Raw genomic sequence first — 19,225 nt, 5'->3', positions numbered from 1 at the left:
GGGTCGATGAAATTCGAGCGCGAGTAAATCGTTGTCCGGCGGACGGTCGTCTGTCACCGCCGCCGAGTAGTCACGGCATCGGTCCGAGATATCCCCACGCCTGCAGCCGATCCCCCTCGCCATCCATCCAGCGCTCGCCGACGTCGTCGCGGTAGTAGAGGTTCGGGATCACGATGTCGTCGACGCGTCCGTAACACTGCTCTCGGGCCTCCTGCATCGTCTCCCCCTTTCCGGTGACGACGAGGGGCATCCCGCTTTCCCCCGCGGCTCGCCACTGCCCGTCGACCTTTTTCGTGTCCTCGAGGTGGATCCCCTCTCGGCTGTCGGTTTCGAAGACCACAGCCGCGTTTCGCGAGTTCTCGTCGTACGTCTTCTCGTCGTCGAACGGGAACGGCGGCAAAACGACGCGGATCGCCACCTGGAACCCGTTGTGGACCTCCAGTTCGGGATCGGTTCCGTGAGCGAGATCGTAGAAGAACTGCCCGGTCGAAGATTCGAGGGACTCCTCCTGGAGCGTGATCGTCGGATAGCCAAAGCGGGGCGTGAACTCCAGCGGGTAGATCCCGTTGGCGTTGACGATGCAGTTGAGGTCGATGCTTCCCACGTAGCCCTCCTCGGCCAGCCACCCCTCCAGTTTGCCGAACGTTTCGGCAAACAGTTTGTTCTGTCCCGCCCAGAACATCGACGTCCCCATTTCGCCGGTCTGCGGGCCGATGTTTCCCGGGAAGAGCCGCTTGTGCTCGAAGTTGAAGTTCACCTCGTCGATGAACTCCTCCCCGTCGAAGAAGCCACAGGTGGCGATTTCGACGCCGTCGACCTTGCGCTGAAGTTGAAAGCCCTTCATCCGGTGTCCCCACGCTTTCTTGTAGGCACGCAAAACGTCGATCACGTCGCTCCCGTCGTCGTCGCGACCGACGTACAGCAGCCGCTTGACGTTTTGAACCTCCCCGAGCGGTTTGATGACGTAGGGGGCCGGATTTTCTCGGACGAACTGGATTCCCTCCTCGAAGTCGGTGAATTCCCGGTGTTCGATCGTATTTACCCCGTGTTCCTCCAGCACCTCCATCGCGTAGCCGCGGTCCTCCTCGAGTCGGTCGGTGTTCGGTGTCCCCCCGACAACGGCGTGTCCCTCCTTGCGAAGGTCCTGTGCGAGTTTCCCGGTGCCGACCTCGTTACCGACCCAGATGTCGTCGAAGACAATGACGTCGGCCCACTCGACGTCCGCGCGCCAGTCGTCTGTTTTCGGGACAAACCCGTCGCCGATCTCCCTGTCACTTTCCGCTTCGATGTAGTACTTGACGTCGTGACCCTCCCTGTGAACTTGCCACGCGAGGTCGGTGATCAACGCGGCGTCCAGGGAGCAAAACAGAAAGCGCTTGGTGTCGGAGGCGTTCATACTGCCCAGTCGGCAGGAAACTGTTTATAGCTACTCTTAAGTAAGGCCCAAATAATGAGCGAGCCCCAGAGTGAAGACGCTCACCCGGCTGTTCGCATCCAGACGGCAGCTACTCCGGAGTTTCGGCGTCGAGTCGATCGATCCGGTCGCGGATCCGGCTCAGGTCTTCTTCGACGAACGGCGCCGTCTCCTCGCCGAGCGTCCGGTAGAACTCGGTGTCGGCGTTCTCGACGACGTTGTTTGCGAACGCTCCGATCCAGTTTCCGAGGTGGGTCTCGAGGAACGACTGCTGTTTCTCCAGATACTCGAGGCCCGTCTCGGGATCGTCGCCGCCGATCGCCTCCGCCTCGCTCACGACGAGGTAGTACATGAACTCCAGTTCTGCGACGACGTGATCGGCCGGCTCTTCGAGATCGATGTCCAGCCCTTCCTGTCGATATCTGCGCTCGACATCCAGGGTCGAGTCGCCCATCGCCCTGCCGTGTTGTTCCATGTACACCGAGCCGTACGGCGGCGCGAGCACTTCGAACGGACCGACGAACAGCTTGGCGTAATCGACCCGTAGGTCCTCGCGCTCGGGCGGGGTCGTCCCGACCAACTCTTCAAGGCTCGGGTGCAACGCCGCGTCCCGTGCCGCGTTCATCGTCTCCCGCCACTCCTCGTCCGGGAGGCGGTAGCACGCCGAGAGGAACTTGTAGGAGTTCCCTCGGCGTTCCGCCCCGGCCAGCAGTTCGTCCCTGGATTGTTGGTTCATCGTTCGTGTCGGTTCCGTTTACTTCGGCTCCACGTTAACTTTGACGCAGCCGTAGAACACCGAGCTCCCGCTCAGGCGGTCGTAGTCGGCCGGGATCAGGAGGTTGTTGTTCCCGCCCTTCGCCTCCTCGCCGAACACCTCGGCGGCGGTGCGGCCGTACGCCCAGTGGCCCTGCCCGAACGTCTTCGCGACGGTTCCGGGCTGGACACCCTGCCAGAGTTTTGCGGTGCACTCGATCTCGCCGACGGGCGACTCGATCACCACCTCGTCGCCGTCGTCGATGCCGAGATCGGCAGCGTCGTCCGGGTGGAGCTTGACGACGTCCACCCCGGGTTCGTCACCGGGGTCGGCGTCGCCGAACTCCTGATACCACTCGGTGTTCGCCGACCGTCCCTCCCTGTTGAGCCGGGCTTTGTGGTCGACGAACTCGAAGTCGTAGTCGTCCTCGCCGTGGATGTACGGCTCCTCGTAGTGCGGAAGGAATGGGTGTGGTGCGTCCTCGTCGTCCTCCCGGGCCAGGTAGTTACACGTCTCGAGGATGTCGTCGACGTCCGTGTCGTAGCGGTCGGCGTGTCCCCCGAGCGCCTCTTCGAGCGTCTCGCTGTAGAACTCGAAGGTGCCCGTCTCGGTGGCGAACTCGCCGCCTTCGGAGGGCCAGCGGTGCCGGTACTCCCACTCGTCGGAGTTCCAGATGCCGGCCTCCCTGAACTCCTCCCAGCCGTCGTAGTCGTCACCACCAGGGTGATCGACCTCGGGATCCCACATCGGCTGGGTGCGTAGCTTGATCGCGTTCCGGGAGAACGCCTGCGCACGGAGCTCCCGGTCGTCGTACTCGTCGCTTGGAGCCTGGCCGGTCTCGGGGTCCGCGTACTGCTCACAGTAGTCGAGCATCTCGGTGAACCCGCGATCGGCCAGCTCGTCGGCGATCATGTAGACGATCTCCGTCTCGTCGCTTTTGACGTTCCAGAGGCGGCCGTTCTCGAGGACATCCTCCGGGTCGTCGGGGTCGTCGGCCAGCACCGGCTGGTGGAGGTTGATCGACCGGCGGCGCGCTGCCGTGCTGCGGAGCTGGCCCCACCGTTCGAACTGGTGGTGGGTCGCCGGGAGCACGATGTCGGCGAACCACGCCGTTTCGCTCGGGTTGGTCTCGACGGTGACGTGGAGATATTCGTCGCCCTCGAGCTTCGACAGTGCCTCGATCCAGCGCTGGTTCTCGGGGTTGGAGAACGCGAAGTTGTTCCAGTACGACAGCAGGAACTTGATCTCCATCGGGTCCTCCTCCAGGATCCCGTCAGCGGCGTTGTTGGTCACGACGCCGCCGCCGGATTTCCCTTCCTTGAGGACAGGCTGGTCCTTGGCGCCGCGCTGGTCGATCTTGTCGCCGGACACCTCGTCGCTGTGCTCATCGATGTAGTCGAGCCCCTGCTGGGCGACGTCGTCGATGAAGTCGTCGGCGCCAGGGAGGCTAGCGGTGCCGTCCGGCGGGGAGTACAGTGTGCCGCCTTCGTTGCCGGCGGAGCCAACCAGCCCGTTGAGGGCGTGGACCGCCATGCTGGTGTAGCTGCCCCGGACCTGCATGACTGGACCGCCGCCCATCCACACGAGAGCGTTCGGACCTGCCTCGCCGAAGTCGACGGCGACCCGCTCGATCTGGTCGGCTGGCACGCCGGACTGCTCTTCGGCCCACTCGGGGGTTTTGTCCTTCAGTTCCTCATTCCACCAGTCGACCACACCGGTGCTGTTTTCGGACTCCTCGAAGGTGTCGGGGTCGACCTCCTCACCCTCGACGAACCGGTTTTCGCCGTCGTCGAACTCGCCCACGAACTCGCGGCACCAGAGTCCCTCAGTGAGGATCACGTGAGCCATCGCGACGGCGACTGCACCGTCCTCGCCGGGTTCGACCGGGAGGAACTCGTCGGCCATGGCGGCGGTGGCACTCAGACGCGGTTCCACGACTGCGACGTCGGTGTCGTCCAGCATGTCGCCCCATGCGCTGGAGTAGTAGGAGACCTGTCGGTTGGAGTTGATCGGGTCTGCGCCCCATGCGATCACGTAGTCTGTGTTCTCAATGTCGTACTGGCGGTACGCCCACTCGCCTTCGGTGTAGTAGGGGCCGAATTTCTCGGCCTCAGCACAGATCGCACTGTGGGAAATGTTGTTCGGAGTACCGACAATCGCGGGGAAGTGACTGTAGAGGATCGGCCGGAGGTACGTATACCGGCCGCGGGTGACCATCGCCTTGTGGGTCTCCTGGTTCTCTCGGAGCATCATGATGTGATCGGCGATCTCCTCGATCGCCTCCTCCCAGGTGATGACCTCGAACTCGGGATCCTCGTCGGGGCCCTTGTTCGGGTTGGTCCGTCGCATCGGCTGGGTGACCCTGTCGGGGTCGTATAGCTGCTGGATGCCCAGGTGCTTGCGGGGACAGTTGGCGACACCGTGAATCTGGGAATTCGAGTTCCCGCGGACTTTCAGTGCACGCCCGTCGTCGACCAGGATCTCGGAGGCACACCACGAGGTACAGCCCGCACACGTGGAGGCGCGCCACTCTCCGGTCTCCTCTGCGAGGGCGTCCCGGGGCGAAAACACCGGCTCGTCCGCCTCCGCTGCCTCGGCGAGCGCGGACAGTTGCGGTGTCGCTGCGGCCCCCGCAACGCCCACTGCGCCGAGTTTGAGGAACCCTCTGCGGTCGGTCGGCAGGCCGCCGTCTTTCTCGCGCTGTTCGGCCGCGGTGTCGTTGTTTGCTTTTGACATGTGTGTCACCTCTCAGTCGAGTTCCGGAACCTCACCCTTTCCGACGCCGAGCGGTTCGCCGGCCTCGCTCCCGTCGAACTCGCGGATGTATTTTACCCTGGGTTCGGTACCGAAGTCCTCGTCGTACCATTCGTCGACGACGCGGGCCTCGTGCTCGTCGAGCACCTGGCTCACCGAGCTGTCTTCGTCGTTCATGTCGCCGAAGATCCGCGCGTCGCTGGGACACGCCTCGACACAGGCAGGGAGTTCGCCCTGGGTGACCCTGGAGACGCAGAACTCGCACTTCTCGGCGACTCCTGCGTCCATGGCACCGTCTGCATCGGCGCGGTCGGCATAGTGTCCCTCCAGTGAGTCCCTCGAAGGGTTCTGGTACGGGGGGACGCGATCGCCGACTGCTTCGGTGACTTCCTGTGGCGTCGCGGTCCCCTCCATGAGGCGGTCGTCGTTGCGCCAGAAGTCGTACTGTTCTCCCTGGAAGAACTCGATCGCGTCGTAGGGACAGGCAGGGACACACTGCTGGCACCCGATACACGCGTCGCGGTTCTGCATCGTGATGCCGCCCGGTCCCTTATAAAGGGCCTCGCCGGCGACGGGGCACACGTCTATGCAGGGGGCGTCATCGCAGTGGTTACACAGCGTGGGAATGAACTCGTAGCTGGTGTCCGGGAACTCCCCTTCGGTGACCGTGAGTCGGTCGGCCCATGCGAACCCCTGCTGGACATTGTTCTCGCTCTTGCAGGCGATGTTACACGCCTGACAGCCACAGCACCGCTGGAGGTCGATGACCATCCCGAGTTCGACGTCGGGCTCCTCGACCTCATCGGGATCGGGATCGGGTTCGGGATCGATGTCTGGATCCGGTGGGTCAGATCGACCCACGTACCGCTCCTCTTCGGGGAGTTCGAACATCCCGAGACAGCCAGCACTGGCCGTTCCAACGGCGGCGCCACCGATAGCGGCGAGCCGCCGTATCGTTCCACGCGTCTCTTCTCCGTCCGTTTCTCCATCTTGTGTTGACTTGCTCATATTCTTTCTGTGGACTGGATCGTTGGTTTACCGGTTTCAGGTGTCATCTGGGTCGTCCATCTCGGAGAGCTGCCTTCTGGCGTTTCACTGACTCTCCGTCACGGTATCGAGTAAGAGCTAGACGGGGGTGGATTCGTCTCTTGAATATGTAGTGCTTATTAAAAATAAAAGGATGTGATGTATCGAATGTGCTACAACATAATTAAGGAGTTATTGTGTACAAACGTAGACCGCCAAACTCCCTCGATAGTAGCTCGAAATCCACGAGACGGCAGTACGCACTACCGAAGCTGAATCACCGCGAATATCGACCTTAATAATAGAAATTATCAGGCAGTTCGGGGGAATACAATCGGAATTGGCGGGTACTACTCCCCGAGCGGGTACTACTCCCTGAGTTCCTCCGCCAGCGCCGACACGAGTTTTCGCTCGACGGTTTTGAGTCGGCTGGACGCAGCCGAGTCCGAGATCTCGAGTTCGGCGGCGACGTCACCGAGGGTACCACTCCGGGGAGTGTCGTAGTAACCGAGTTCGTCTGCGGTCAAAACTGCCTGGCGTTGCTTGTGGGTGAGCTCCGCCACGACCACCGTCTGGACGCTACGGGAATCCCCAATCGACAGGTGGATCTGCCCTTCGTCGACGAGTTCGCTGTGTCCCAGCAGACAGCGTAGCAACTCCTCGGTTTCCGACGATTCGGGAACGGTGACCGTAATGCGAGTGGCTCCGTCGCTCGAATCCGATCGATTATCCGTCGTGTTCATCCGGCTGATCTGTTCGAAGCAGTTGGGTTTCGACGGCTTCGATTGTCCCCGAAAGGACCTGAACGGTCCAGACGTAAAACGGGTCCTCGCAGGTCTCCTCGACCCGTTCGTGAAAGTCGGGAATCCAATCGAAGTGCTCCTCGTGGAACGACACGTATGCGTCGATCTCGGCGGCCTCGAGCAGGAGGCCACCGTACTCCAGCAGCAGCGCGATGTGGTCGGCCGGATATCGATCGGGGATATCGACCTCGACAGCGTCGAACCGGCGGCGCATGTCCACTGCCGCCGGTCCGGAGAGGAGCCCCCCGTCGCGACCGTCCCACCACTGTTCGTATGCGGATTCCGCCGGTGGCGCATACGCTCCCTCGAACCCCTCGAAGCTCCGCAGATACGCCTCGTGCAGGTCTGGAACCCCTTCGAACCCGTCAGTTGGGGGCCGTTCGGGTCGGAACCCCAACGATCCGGTTCGAGCGACCAGTTGCTCGTAGAGCGTGCCAGTCCTCGCAGCCTCGACGAGTGCGCGATCGGGAGTCTGGAAGCACGTCGACAGCAGCGCGTACAGTTCGGCTATCGACTGCGTGTCGTCAGTCGCCATCGTGGCCTCGTGTGCTGGAGCGACCGCCATGGTGAACTCACTACTCCTCCGAGACGGCTGTTTCGATGAGCGTGTCGATGTCTTCGGTCCCTTTGTGCATCGGTTCCACGATCACTCGCTGGTTCTGTTCGCCGTCCTCGTACCGCTGTACCGCCTCGTCGGAGGCGAGTTCGAGCATCTCGTCGACTGGACCTGCCTGGATCGCGCCGCCGACGCAGTTGTCGACACAGGACGGCTTTTTGCCGCCGTCTGCTTCCGACTGTTTCTCCGGCTGTCCGTACGCGCTCCCGGCGCCTTTGCCGAGACAGAAGTTGCACTTTGCCATCAGCTGGTCGTCGCCGGGGTAGGTGGGCGCGTTGTAGGGGCACGCCTCCCGACACTGGAAACAGGAGATACACTCGTCGCGTTCGTGGACCACGATGCCGTCCTCCTCGCGCTTCTCGATGATGTCGACCGGGCACACGTCCACGCAGGGAGCGTCCGGACAGTGCATACAGGACGTGGAGATCGGGACCTCCTCGAAGGCGGCTCCCGTCCCGCTGGAGACGTGATCGACGGTCCGCCAGTCGTCCTGATCGACGTCGAGTTCGTGGAACCCGTTACACGAGACCGAACAGGCGTGACAACCGATGCACCTGTTGTAGTCGTAGTAGAAGATCCACTCGGACATCGTCAGTCACCCCCCGACTCGACGTCGACGGCAACGTGTCTGTCCGGCTGTCCGGAGATCGGATCCATCTGCGTTGCGTGGACTTTCATGCTGTTCATTCCCTCGTTGTCCGGCTGGACCGAGCCCTCGCCGAAGCCGTACTCCATCGTCACGAAGCCCGGCTTGGTGCGCTCGGAGACGTACGCCATCAGTTCCCCATCGCCGGTCTCGGATTCTACCTGGACCATGTCGCCCGTTTCGATGCCGCGTTCCGCTGCGTCCTCGGGGTTGATGACGAGGTAGTTGCCCCGGTAGTCCTCGTCCTCGAGGCCGTGTCTGCGGGCGTTCCGATCGAGCATCCGCTCGTTGTGCTGGTCGCCGCCGTGCGAGAAGAACACCGCACGGGTGTCGAACAGCTCGAGCGGGTAGTCGTCGCTGAGTTCGTCGCCGTACGTGCCCGGCGGGACCCACTCGGGGGCGGTTCCCATCCCGGCTTCCTCCGCCGCCGTGGCGAAGTTGTCGAGTCCGTCGATGTCGAATCTGAACTGCCAATCGTCGTCGTTTTTCCACTGCTCGTACCCATACTCGTCGACGAGTTCGTAGTTGTCCCCGCCCGCTTCGAGGTCCTCGAGCGTCAGATCGAGTGTGGAGAGCTTATCGTTGAGATACTCCTCGTGGCTGTCCCACGGGAAGTACTCGCCCCATCCCATCGCCTCGGCGATGCCGACGATGATGTCGAAGCCGGGTTTGGTGTTCCACTGTGGCTCGACTGCCGCCGTCGAGCCGGTGATCCAGCTGTGTTCGCTGTAGGCGCTCCAGGTTCCCGTCCCCAGCGTGTCCTTTTCGAGTTGGGTCGCCTCCGGGAACACGACGTCGGCCATCCGCGAGACGCCACTCCAGTAGGCGTCCACCGAGATCACGAGATCCATCTCCTCGATCGCCTCGATCCACGCCTCGGCGTTGCCGTCCTTGAGCGGGTTGTCGTAGTGACAGTAGATCCCGTTGATGTGCCCGTTCTCGACCATTTCCGGGACGAGATTGTGGGCGATTCCGGTGGTGTGCCGGACGGGGTACTCCTCGTACTCCTCGTATTTCCGTAGTGCAGGGGTCTCCCCCGCCGCATTGTTCGGAAGATCGACGCCCTGCTCTTCGAACGGGTTCGCGAGCGGAACGCCCTGCCACATCCGCAGGCCGCCGGGACGGTCGATGTTGCCGACCAGTCCGTTGAGCGCGGTGATGCTCTGTGAGGCCTTCCAGGCGTTGCCGTACTGGGCGGTACCGGTCCAGATCGTGATTCCTGCCTGTGGCGCGGCTTCGGCGAAGCCGGTCGCGATCTCGCGGATGTCCTCGGCGTCGATGCCGGTGATCTCTTCGGCCCACTCGGGAGTCTTGTCCGCGACAGCTTCCCGATAGGCATCGAAGCCGTAGGTCCGCTCCTCGACGAACTCCTCGTCGTAGAGCCCCTCCTCGATGATCACGTGTCCCATCGCGAGCGCCAGCGCGCCGTCGGTCCGGGGCTCGATCTGGAGCCACTTGTCGGACTTCTGTGCGGTCTCGGTGTGCTGTGGGTCGATCGTGACGAGTGTGGCGTCGTTCTCCTCGAACGCCGTCATGATCCCCTTCGCCTCGAACTGGCCGGCGAACGTCTCGAGAACGTTGCGACCCCAGGCGATGATGTACTCGGAGTTCTGGTAGTCCGGGAACCGGTTGTCCGATCCGACGCCCATCGTGCTGCCCGACTGGAACGTCGGGCCGGCACAGACGTGGATCCCGCGGCCGATCCGCTCGGGGGTACCGTACAGATCACGCCAGAGGTTCCGGAAGACGTCCGTCGTCGCCCAGCTGCCGGCGTCCAGGAACGTTTCGGCGCCGTGTTCCTCGTCGAACTCCTCGAGTCGCTTTGCGGTGTACTCGAACGCCTCCTCCCAGCTCACCTCTTCGAGTTCGCCGTTCCGGCGGACGTGTGGCTGTTTGATCCGAGCGGGGTCGTGAACCTTGTCCATCTGGATCTGCCCTTTCGGACAGACTGTTCCTTCTGTCCCCTCGCCGGCGCTTCCGCGGGGATGCCCGTCGACGCCGGTGAGGTAGGTGATCGCGTCGTTCTCGACGACGACTTCCTGTCCGCAGTTGTGATGACAGATCCAGCAGTTTCCGTACGCGACCTGTTCGGTCGGCTCTTCCGGTTCCTCCTCTTCCGGCTCTTCGGTCGGCGTCTCCGTCTCCTCGGGAGTCTCCGGTTCCGGCTCCTCTTCATCGAAAATCCCGAGACAGCCGCTTACGGCTATCCCGGCTCCGACGCCGCCAACTTGAACGAGTTTCCGCCGGGTGAGATCCACCCGGTCGCGCTCGCTCGATCCAGTTGTTCCATCTGTTGACATTTGAATCCCTTGCGTGAAAACCAAGGGGATCCGATCGGTTAGACGGTTCTCTGGATCCGTTCAGGTTTTATAGCAGTCTACATAATACGTCGGAATATCCGGACGGAATTGTGGGCCACAAGAAGAATTCTTGCATCGTTTATCCTCGAGAATAATGAATGGTATCGTGGTAAAGTGTCACAATCATGCTGGATCTGTCAGAAATTCTTCGATCCAGTTCGGCTATCGCCCTGTCTTTCGATGCTGGAGGAGGATAGTGCCTCCGGCGACGAGAACGACGGCTCCCAGGTGACCACCGAGTGCGATCAAAAGCACAGGTCGATCGATAACGAACGGCACCAGGAGAAGCTGTACGCCCGCAAAACCGACGTTCAGAGAATCAATCCGCACGTACCGGCGAGTCGTTTCGGAATCGAACTGGTAGCGTATCGCCCGCCAGAGCCCGACGACGGTCGCCCACCAGCAGGTGCCGATCCGGTAGACGACGTCCCAGGAGATAACCAGCAGCAACGCGACGGCAGCCGCCGGCGGATCCGGCCCGAGAAGCGTCTCCAGGAGCGTCGGACCCGTTCCCCGGGGATCGACGACGAACAGATAGGTTACGAGCAGCACGAACGCGAACACGCTCAGCGCCATCTCGATGCTCGAGCCGAACAGGAGTCGCCGGTACGGCTCCGGCGCGTCCATGTCGCGGATCGCCCGACTGAACCGAAGCATCAGCCAGCTGCCGACGCCCGCGACGGCGACGGCGACGGTCCCCGCGAGGACGCCGTTCCACAGCCCGTAAATTGCAGCCACCACCAGCAGGGCGGCCTCGAAGCCGAGCAGCTGGATCGCGATCGCGGTCCGGTCGGAGACGCGGACGCCCGGGATCGTCCCCACGATGCTCTCGTATACCCACGTCTCCCCGTAGTTTGGGCCACTCATCGCGCCGGGGTCCCCCGGTTCATCGATCTCCCTGAATCGCCCGGGCGTCGGCCGCGATCGTCACACCCTCCGCCTCCTCGAGCGCCCGCCGCACCGCAGTCTCGTAGGGGGTGAGTTCGATCGGGACCAGCGACCGGATTCGATCGTCGGTCACGATGACGTCCGTCGTCATTCCGTCGATGAGGGGGTAGGCGACGCTCGCTGGGACGTCAGTCACGAGATCCACCCAGTAGGCGGAGAGTCGCGGCGTGAGAAACGGCACCGGCACGACGAACGGTTCCCGGCCGGAGAGGAGCTTGCCGGTTTCGATCAGCATCTCCCGGTAGGTGAGGACGTCCGGGCCACCGATCTCGAACGTGTCGTCGGCCGTTTCGGGCACGTCCAATATTGCGACGAGATACTCGATCACGTCCGATATCGCGATCGGCTGGACGCGAGTCGACACCCACTGGGGCGTTATCATCACCGGAAGCCGCGAGGCGAGCTGACGGACCATCCTGAAGCTCGCACTGCCGTCGCCGACGATGATCGCCGCACGGAGCACCGTCAGATCGAAGTTCCCCTCGGCGAGCACCCGTTCGACCTCCCGACGGGATCGAAGATGCGCAGAGAGGTCGTCATCGTCCACGCCGAGTCCACTGAGGTAGATCACCCGCGTGACGCCCGCGGCGGAAGCGGCCGTGGCGAAGTTGTCGGCGGCCCGACGGTCCCTGTCCTCGAACCCGCCGCCTGCGCCCATCCCGTGGATCAAATAGAACGCGGCGTCGACGTCGGCGAGTGCGGCTTCGAAGCTACCCTCCTCCAGGACGTCGCCCTCGAAGACGGTGACCCCGTCGGGCGGATCGTACCGGTCGCGATCGCGGACCAACACCGAAACGTCGTGGTCGGCGGCCAACAGTGCGGGGACGAGACGGCCGCCGACGAACCCTGTCGCTCCGGTGACGAGAACCTTCATACGGGTTTCAGGTTCCCGAGCGGCTTAGGCGCTGTGGCGACCAGAGATCCAACTGTCTGTCCAGAAGCGAGACCACGACGACGTGGGGCAGCGTCAACACCGCAATGAAGACGAGATACACCCCGACTGCGTCAGGAACGGTGGTCGGCGTCTCGGGGACGGCGAGCGCGACTGCGCCGAGCACGATGAAGGCTCCCGCCGTAAGCGGTGCCGCGTCCCGTGTAAACCGCCAGAACGCCCGGCCGGTGGATCGGTCCGAAAGCGCCGAGGCTGCCACGTCGTCGAGCAGCATCGTCCGCAATATGTGGCGAAGCGAGTGCCACAGCGGAAAGTACAGCCCGATCGCGAGTATCGGCGGTACCAGCCCGAAGTACGCGAAAAGCGAAAGCGTCTCCCCGGCGTCGATCAGCCACGGCCGGACCCCGTCTGTGCGAACCGCCCGTCGATAGCCGGCACCGAGCGTTGTCGCGATCAGCAGGCCGAACCCGACGGCAACGGCGAGTCGCACCTCCGGTGTGAAGACCCAATCCAGCGCTCCGACCGCCCTGGGGTCGAACGCGCCGATCAACGTCGCCGCGACGAACCGGTACTGCTCCGGGAACGCTACGAGCGGGATCACCATCGGGAGCCCGCCCCGGACGAGCGCCGTCGACGCCCGTATCCGCCGGGTCGACAGGTGGGAGGCGTCGGTCAACTCGACGAGGGCGTATACGTCTCCCTGTCCCCAGTGCAGCAGCGTGACGAGGATGAACAGGGCGAACGCGAGCGCCGGGGACAGGAACCAGACGAACGCGTAGCCGCCGCCGATCAGGAGATACAACCCCCCGACGAACGCGAGCGAGCGACGGGTGATCGGCTTCCCCCGCGAGCGTGGCAACACGAGGTGATCGACGGCCCCGTGCGGAACCCCGAGGAGCAGCGCGCTGACGAGAAGCGGGACGTACTGATAAGCGAGTGGAATCGTCCCTCCGAAGCCCCGGATCGCGAACCCCAGGGTAACAGTCAAGAGTCCGCCAGCGAGCGCAATTCGTGCCGCAACGGCTCTCTCACCCGACATCGAACGTGACGGGGGAGCGTTCGATCGCGCCCGCGATGGCGGGAACCTCGGCTGCGCGATCCAGAAGCCACATGTACAGCACGATCCCCTGCACGACGAAGACGTTCGTCACCAGGAAAAACGCCGCCTCCTCGATCGGCAGGCCGAACATGGTGTACCCGGTCGTGTACTCCCCGGAGATGACCCAGATGCCCATCCCGATCGCGATCCGATCCGCGATCCAGAGATACACTGTCGGGACGAGGATCGCGATCGTCGCCCGGCGCCGGACTCGCCAGAGATATGTGAGCCCAAATGCCCACTGTATTGCGAGGATCGGCCCCGCCCAGAGTAGTATCGCCCCCAGATAGAACGTGGACGGCGAGCCGATCAGGAGCCAGCCCACCGCTCCGATGGCAATCCCGCCGGCCGCGCCGACGAACCGATGGGACGCGGGGATCCGAAGCGACAGGTCGGCACTCGTCGGGATCAAAAATAAGAAAAACGCGGTGAGAATGGGCTGAAGAACAAAGAAAAGATACTCTTCGACGGGGGCGTGCCAGATCGTCGCGACGACTGTCCCCTCCCCGTACCACCACACCCCGACGTCGATGAGGAGGTTGTCCCACGGCGTCGTGTACACCACCGCCAACACCAGAATGATCCCGAGTCCCGAAAGCGGCCGCCGTCCCCACCAGGCGCCGGAACGACGCCGGGCCAGCCAGCCGAGCAGGAGGATGGGCGGCAGGACGAACACCGCATGAAACTCGAGATAGCTCAACGGCGGCGTCATCGCTCACCGGTAGACGCTGCCGTGTGGTCAGGGAGCGGTTCGGCGAGCCGGACATGGGGGCCTCTTTTGACACGCTCATCCCGCGAAACGGCTGCCTGGAGCGCTCTCATGGAGAATGGTTCGGCCGTTACGGTCAAAGAGATCAAGCCTGACCTGTCTGGAGGTTCGACTCAACGGGGGTTCGTGGTGCACCCCACATCTCATTCCTCGAAGAAGGCGTCCACGAGTTTCCGCTGAGCCAGCCGGAGGTGCTGGTGGAACGTCTGCCGGGAGATGTCCATCGAGTCGGCGAGTTCGGTCCCGTCGACCGGCCGGGGCCACTCGAAGTAACCGTTGAGATGGGCGGTCTTGAGTGCGGTGTACTGTCGGTCCGACAGCGACGACTCCACGTCGGAGACGAACTCGTGGGCGGTCCGATCGCGACGCTCCTGGTCGCGTTTGGATCGGAGTTCCACCGCGTCGTACTCCGACTCGAGGAGTTTCAAAAGGGCGTCGTGATCGTGTTCCGGAAGGGAGTGAACCACGAGTCTCGCCGAATCTCGCTCGGCCGAGATCGACTGGACGGTTGCGCCGTAGTCGGCGAGTTCGACGAACGGGGTCGTTCCCTCGAGGACGATCGAGAACGCGTATTGCTCCCCCCTGTCGGCGATCTTCCGGACGTCCTCGACGAACGGGAGATCAGTGAGTACCGCCGGATCGGCGCTCGCGCTGCCGGCGACGGTGAGATACAGGTGGTACTCCTCCGCTGTGGCACCTTCCGTCAGCCCGACGTACTCGACGGGGTCATCGAGCATGTCTGCGACCGCCGAAAGGGGGAACGACGGATCACGGATCTCGAACACCAACTCAGTCACCCGATCGACAGTGAGGATCCGCGTGGTTTCGACCGCGTTGAGGCCGCTTGCGACCATTCGACCGATCGACTCGAAGAGGACTTCCTCCCGTCGGTCAAGCGAGTCGGCGTCCTCGGAATAGACGGCCAACAGTCCGTACGTCGTCCGGCCGTACGCCAGCGGCACGACGACGATCCGCCGACAGCCGATCGGGTTCAATCCGGTGTCTCCGTCGGTGCGCGGTTCCAGGCTCGAACCCTCGACGCGCCCGGACTCGATGGCGTCCCCGACCGATCTCGGGAGCGATTCCACCTCCCAACTGGTGTCAGCGTCCGCGAGCAACCCGGCGCTCTCGCGGAGTTCGATCCGGGTCCCAGGCGCGTTCATTTCCCCGATCCACGCCGCGCCGTACCCCCGCGCGGAGACGACGGTCTCGCAAACGCGCTTCTCGATCGCCCGTCTGTCGGTTTCCTCGACGAGTGCGCGGGCCACGTCGCTGAGGACGCCGTTGACGCGCTCGAGAATCCGTTCGAGCGCGACCCGTTCGTTTCGCAGCGATTCGGCCCGCTTTTCTGCGGTTCGCTTCGCCCGTTCGCGTTCGCTGACGTCGCTTTGAAAGCCGACGTAGTGGACCAGTTCGCCGTCGTCGTCGTAGATCGGCGCGATCGTCACCTCGTTCCAGAACGGGGAGCCGTCCTTCCGGTAGTTGCGAACCACCACCGTCACGGGTTCCTCCCGTTCGATCGCGGACCGCATCTCCCCGACAGTCTCGGGATCCGTGTCCGGCCCCTGCAGGAACCGACAGTTCCGACCCCTGACGTAGTCGGTCGGATAGCCGGTGACCCGTTCGAACGCCTCGTTTATGTACACCAGCGGCTCGTCCGGGAGCGCCGGATCCGCGAGCGTGATGCCGATCGGCGCCTCGTCTATCGCGTGGACGATCTCGTCGTCGCCGGGTTCGTGGTCGGAGATGTCCTGTTTCGCCGGTGCGGACGGGGACGACTCCGTAACCTCGGTGACGTTTTCGTCGAGCCGTTCGAGGGCGTCGGGCGCTCCGCGTGGGATGAACCGCTGTGCCCCCATGTTCAGGGCTTTCGTCGCGACGTCGTCGCCGGCGTCGGCAAACAAGATGACGGGGAGTTGCGGTTCCAGTTCGACAGCTGTTCTGAGGAGTTCGAGGCCGTCGTCGCCTGGGAGTTCATATTCGGTCACAAGACAGTCGTAGTGCCCGTCCAGGAGCTCCCGCACTGCGGCGGTCGAACTCTCGACAGTCGTTACACTCCGTCCGCGGTCCCGGAGGAAGCCATCGACGCCGTCGGCGCCGTCGTCTCCGGACGGCGACACGAACAGCACGCGTGTGGCTGGCACAGTTGTCCTTCTCGGCAGCCCGAAGTAAGCGTTCGGGTGGAGACTGGCGACGGCAACGACTCGTCGACAGCTTCTCTGCAACCGTTCGTCGACGACAGAACAATACCCCGTCAGCTCCAACCGGTATCCGTGTCCGCGCTCGATACCTTCTTCGACTGGTTCCGGGACCAGACCATCGCCATCCAGCTGCTCGCGACCGTCGGAATCTTCGCCGTCCTGTTCGTACTCGGTGTGTTCACCGCGGGGATCGTTCCGGCGATCGTGGGGATCGTACTGTTCGTGGATCACCTCCTGCGGGGGGAGAGAGGTTCCGATCAGTCCTGATACGGGCGGCAGGCGGAACGATGGCGATCCAAAAATCGCGGCGAGGCGGTCTGCAAATCGGGACGAACACCGGATTGCGCTGCCGGTGATCGAGCCTCAATCGTCGCTGGGCGCCGCCGTCCCGCTTTCGAACGTGGTGTGTTCGGCGATGATGCTCTCGTTGTCCGTGATCCAGTTCAACAGCAGGAACGCGAAGACGTACTTCGCGAGGATGTCGAAGATGCTGTAGCCCCACGAGGTGATGGCGACGCTCTCGATCAGTGCGAGCCCCTCGTTACCGAGGGCCCACCAGATCGTGTAGCCGAACCACAACACCACCGTGAGGAGTTTGAGCAGGTTGAATATCTCCGCGGTTCCGGCAGCCTTGGCGTCCTCGGGCCACTCCACCAGGAGGATGTACACCACGACCAGGAAAAAGGACACGCTGATGAAGTACCAGAACCACCGCATCGCGTAGCTGGAGGTGGTGAGTGCGGCCGCCAGCCCGGTCACCATGATCGAGATGTCGGCCACGATGATGGTGAACAGTTTGGTGAAGTTCGTGTTCGCGAGCAGGCCGAGCGCGAGCAGTATGAACGGCGTCGACAGCGTCCACGTGAGATACCGCCCCCACATGGTGATCGCGCCGTCGTCGATGGTGGTCCCGTCAGCGAGAACCAGTTCGCCGCCGTGGAGGGCGTGTCCGGGCGGCATCTGGAGGACGCCGAGCGTGAGTCCCGACGCGAGGCCGGTGTAACTGGCGATCGAAACCAGCGGCACCCACAGTGTCGCCACCCAGATGAGCTTCGCGCGGGAGTTCTCGATGTTCCGCCCCATATACACGAACAGCAGGATCGAAAGCCCCGCAAGTGCGATGTTTATCCACAGCGACGAGTTCAACAGCGCATCCTCCTGCAGGTACTCGAACATCTGGGATTGCGTTACGTCAGCTGCCAGTACCGAGTCGATCGGTAACGCCCCGGCGAGGGCGACCGTTTCCGCTGCCAGTAGTTCTGTCATGCTCCATAGTAGTGCACGCCTCCTGTAGGAGTAAAAATAATACCTGACCTGTATGCATCGACAGCCGAAACGGGCGTGCCCACGCTGTGGACAGCGATCACGGGCGGATGCGAGAGAGAAGCCCCTCGCGTGCGTCAGCCCGGACTGTGTCCGCGACGTGCTGTCCGCTCAGGAGACACATCGGCACGCCGATACCGGGGTTCGTGTCGTCGCCCACGTAGTAGAGCCGATCGACGCCGGGTGCCCGGTGGCGGGGGCGAAGTGGACCGGTCTGTCTGAGCGTGTGCGCCAACCCGAGGGCGGTCCCCTGCGGTTTCCGGTACCGTTCGGCGAACTCCGAAACGCAGGCTGTCGACTCCGTGCGGATCCGCCCGCGGAGTTCGACGCCGGCGTCTTCGGCGATCGTCTCGAGGACGCTCTCCCGGTACGACTCCCGACGCTCCGGCGTGTCCTCGAGGCCCGGCGCGATCGGAACGAGCACGACCACGGTTTCACAGCCGTCGGGGGCGACGTCGGGATCGGTGCGGGAGGGGACGTTCACGTACATGGCTGGATCGTCCGGCCAGCCGGGATCCTCGAAGATCGTCTCGAAGTGCGCGTCCCAGTCTGTCGGTAGCAGAAGCGTGTGGTGTTCCAGCGGGTCGACGTCCCCTTCGACGCCGAGGTACAACATGTACGCCGACGGAGCATAGGTCCGCGAGTCCCAGTAGCCGTCGGAGCGATCCGCGGTTCCCTCCGGGAGGAGATCACGCTCGACGTGAGCCAGCGGCGCGTTACAGACCACCCTGTCGTACGTCTCCGCCGACCTGTCGGCCGTGGCGAGTTCGACACCGCCTTGTGTCGGCGAGAGCCGCGTCACCTCCGTCCCCGTGTGAACCGTTGCTCCCTGATCGACTGCGACGGCTTCGACGGCGTCGACGACTGCCATCATCCCACCCTGCGGATAGTAGACGCCCAGCCCGTAATCGACGTGGCTCATGAGCGTGTACAGCGCGGGCGTGTTGTGGGGGGACCCACCCAGAAACACGAGGGTGTACTGGACGAGCTGTCTGAGGCGTGGATTCTCGAAATAGTCGGCGACGTGGTCGTCCATCGTCCCGAGAAACGAAATCCCCCGGGCCGAGCGGAGCACGTCCAGGGAAACGTAGTCCCGAAACCGGGTCCTGTTTTCGCGAACGAACCGGTTCATGCCGATCTCGTAGGCTTCTTCGGCCTGCTCGAGGTAGCGTTCCAGCGCCGCCCCCGCACCCGGTTCGTAGGATTCGAACAGCTCCGCCGCAACGGCGGGATCTGCGGGGACGTCGGCTCGCTCGCCGTCGCGCCAGAACACCCGATAGTTCGGATCGAGTCGAACGAGATCGTAATGATCGGTCGGCTCCGTCCCGAACGCCGCAAAGAAGTTCTCGAACACATCCGGCATCAGATACCACGAGGGGCCGGTGTCGAACCGGAACCCGTCGCGCTCGATGCGCCCGGCGACTCCCCCGACGTTATCGTTCTTTTCGAACACCGTCACGTCCGCCCCGGCAGCGCCGAGAGACGCTGCCGCCGAGAGGCCGCCGAACCCCGACCCGACGATCGCGATCGATTCGTCGCTGAGCACAGCATCGTCCATACGTGATGGAAGGGACGCGAACACCGAGAACGAGGACCGGTTTGTAGGGGGTTTTTATTTTC

Annotated in this window: 16 protein-coding genes; 1 reads left to right on the top strand and 15 read right to left on the bottom strand. The window is 63.4% G+C overall.

Going from position 1 to position 19,225, the window contains the following annotated elements; genetic code table 11:
* Positions 1-70 precede the first annotated feature (70 nt).
* The 13 genes from AArcSl_RS14105 to AArcSl_RS14045 form a co-directional block, all read right to left on the bottom strand.
* The gene (locus tag AArcSl_RS14105) at positions 71-1,396 is read right to left on the bottom strand and encodes a phosphoribosylamine--glycine ligase (RefSeq protein ID WP_119820647.1); all 1,326 of its coding nucleotides are present in this window, start codon (positions 1,394-1,396) and stop codon (positions 71-73) included.
* Between the two features lie 109 nt (positions 1,397-1,505).
* A complete protein-coding gene (locus AArcSl_RS14100) occupies positions 1,506-2,150 on the bottom strand; it encodes a TorD/DmsD family molecular chaperone (protein WP_119820644.1) in 645 nt (214 codons plus the stop codon).
* An 18-nt stretch (positions 2,151-2,168) separates the two neighbouring features.
* Entirely contained in the window at positions 2,169-4,904 is a 2,736-nt protein-coding gene (locus AArcSl_RS14095; protein WP_119820641.1) for a molybdopterin-dependent oxidoreductase, read from the bottom strand.
* Positions 4,905-4,916: 12 nt separating this feature from the next.
* The gene (locus AArcSl_RS14090) at positions 4,917-5,930 is read right to left on the bottom strand and encodes a 4Fe-4S dicluster domain-containing protein (protein ID WP_217563460.1); all 1,014 of its coding nucleotides are present in this window, start codon (positions 5,928-5,930) and stop codon (positions 4,917-4,919) included.
* Positions 5,931-6,316: 386 nt separating this feature from the next.
* The gene (locus AArcSl_RS14085; protein ID WP_119820635.1) at positions 6,317-6,691 is read right to left on the bottom strand and encodes a helix-turn-helix domain-containing protein; all 375 of its coding nucleotides are present in this window, start codon (positions 6,689-6,691) and stop codon (positions 6,317-6,319) included.
* Positions 6,675-7,316: a TorD/DmsD family molecular chaperone gene (locus AArcSl_RS14080; protein ID WP_119820632.1), complete on the bottom strand. Its 642-nt coding sequence runs from the start codon at positions 7,314-7,316 to the stop codon at positions 6,675-6,677. Before AArcSl_RS14080 ends, AArcSl_RS14085 begins: the two co-directional genes overlap by 17 nt.
* A gap of 10 nt (positions 7,317-7,326) precedes the next feature.
* Positions 7,327-7,956, bottom strand: coding sequence for a 4Fe-4S dicluster domain-containing protein (locus AArcSl_RS14075; protein ID WP_119820630.1), 630 nt, complete (start codon positions 7,954-7,956; stop codon positions 7,327-7,329).
* 2 nt (positions 7,957-7,958) lie between these two features.
* Positions 7,959-10,313 (bottom strand): molybdopterin-containing oxidoreductase family protein, encoded by a 2,355-nt coding sequence (locus AArcSl_RS14070; RefSeq protein ID WP_119820627.1) that lies wholly within the window; start codon positions 10,311-10,313, stop codon positions 7,959-7,961.
* Between the two features lie 222 nt (positions 10,314-10,535).
* On the bottom strand, positions 10,536-11,240 hold the full coding sequence (locus tag AArcSl_RS14065) for a DUF7530 family protein (RefSeq protein WP_119820624.1): 705 nt from the start codon (positions 11,238-11,240) through the stop codon (positions 10,536-10,538).
* 19 nt (positions 11,241-11,259) lie between these two features.
* Positions 11,260-12,195, bottom strand: coding sequence for an NAD(P)H-binding protein (locus tag AArcSl_RS14060; RefSeq protein WP_119820621.1), 936 nt, complete (start codon positions 12,193-12,195; stop codon positions 11,260-11,262).
* 7 nt (positions 12,196-12,202) lie between these two features.
* Entirely contained in the window at positions 12,203-13,252 is a 1,050-nt protein-coding gene (locus AArcSl_RS14055; RefSeq protein WP_119820618.1) for a Brp/Blh family beta-carotene 15,15'-dioxygenase, read from the bottom strand.
* A complete protein-coding gene (locus tag AArcSl_RS14050) occupies positions 13,242-14,024 on the bottom strand; it encodes a lycopene cyclase domain-containing protein (protein ID WP_119820615.1) in 783 nt (260 codons plus the stop codon). The genes AArcSl_RS14055 and AArcSl_RS14050 overlap by 11 nt, the downstream gene beginning before the upstream one ends.
* 200 nt (positions 14,025-14,224) lie before the next feature.
* The gene (locus tag AArcSl_RS14045; RefSeq protein WP_133412173.1) at positions 14,225-16,225 is read right to left on the bottom strand and encodes a bacterio-opsin activator domain-containing protein; all 2,001 of its coding nucleotides are present in this window, start codon (positions 16,223-16,225) and stop codon (positions 14,225-14,227) included.
* Between the two features lie 129 nt (positions 16,226-16,354).
* Between AArcSl_RS14045 and AArcSl_RS16680 the strand changes: the two genes are divergently transcribed.
* Positions 16,355-16,549, top strand: coding sequence for a hypothetical protein (locus AArcSl_RS16680; RefSeq protein WP_133412172.1), 195 nt, complete (start codon positions 16,355-16,357; stop codon positions 16,547-16,549).
* A 96-nt stretch (positions 16,550-16,645) separates the two neighbouring features.
* Here the strand turns inward: AArcSl_RS16680 and AArcSl_RS14040 are convergent, their stop codons facing one another.
* Positions 16,646-17,548: a bacteriorhodopsin gene (locus AArcSl_RS14040; RefSeq protein ID WP_119820609.1), complete on the bottom strand. Its 903-nt coding sequence runs from the start codon at positions 17,546-17,548 to the stop codon at positions 16,646-16,648.
* A 97-nt stretch (positions 17,549-17,645) separates the two neighbouring features.
* Entirely contained in the window at positions 17,646-19,163 is a 1,518-nt protein-coding gene (locus AArcSl_RS14035; RefSeq protein ID WP_119820606.1) for a phytoene desaturase family protein, read from the bottom strand.
* Positions 19,164-19,225: the final 62 nt, after the last annotated feature.

Source organism: Halalkaliarchaeum desulfuricum, assembly GCF_002952775.1.
Classification (GTDB): Archaea; Halobacteriota; Halobacteria; order Halobacteriales; family Haloferacaceae; genus Halalkaliarchaeum; species Halalkaliarchaeum desulfuricum.
This window is presented reverse-complemented; position numbering and strand designations above follow the sequence as displayed.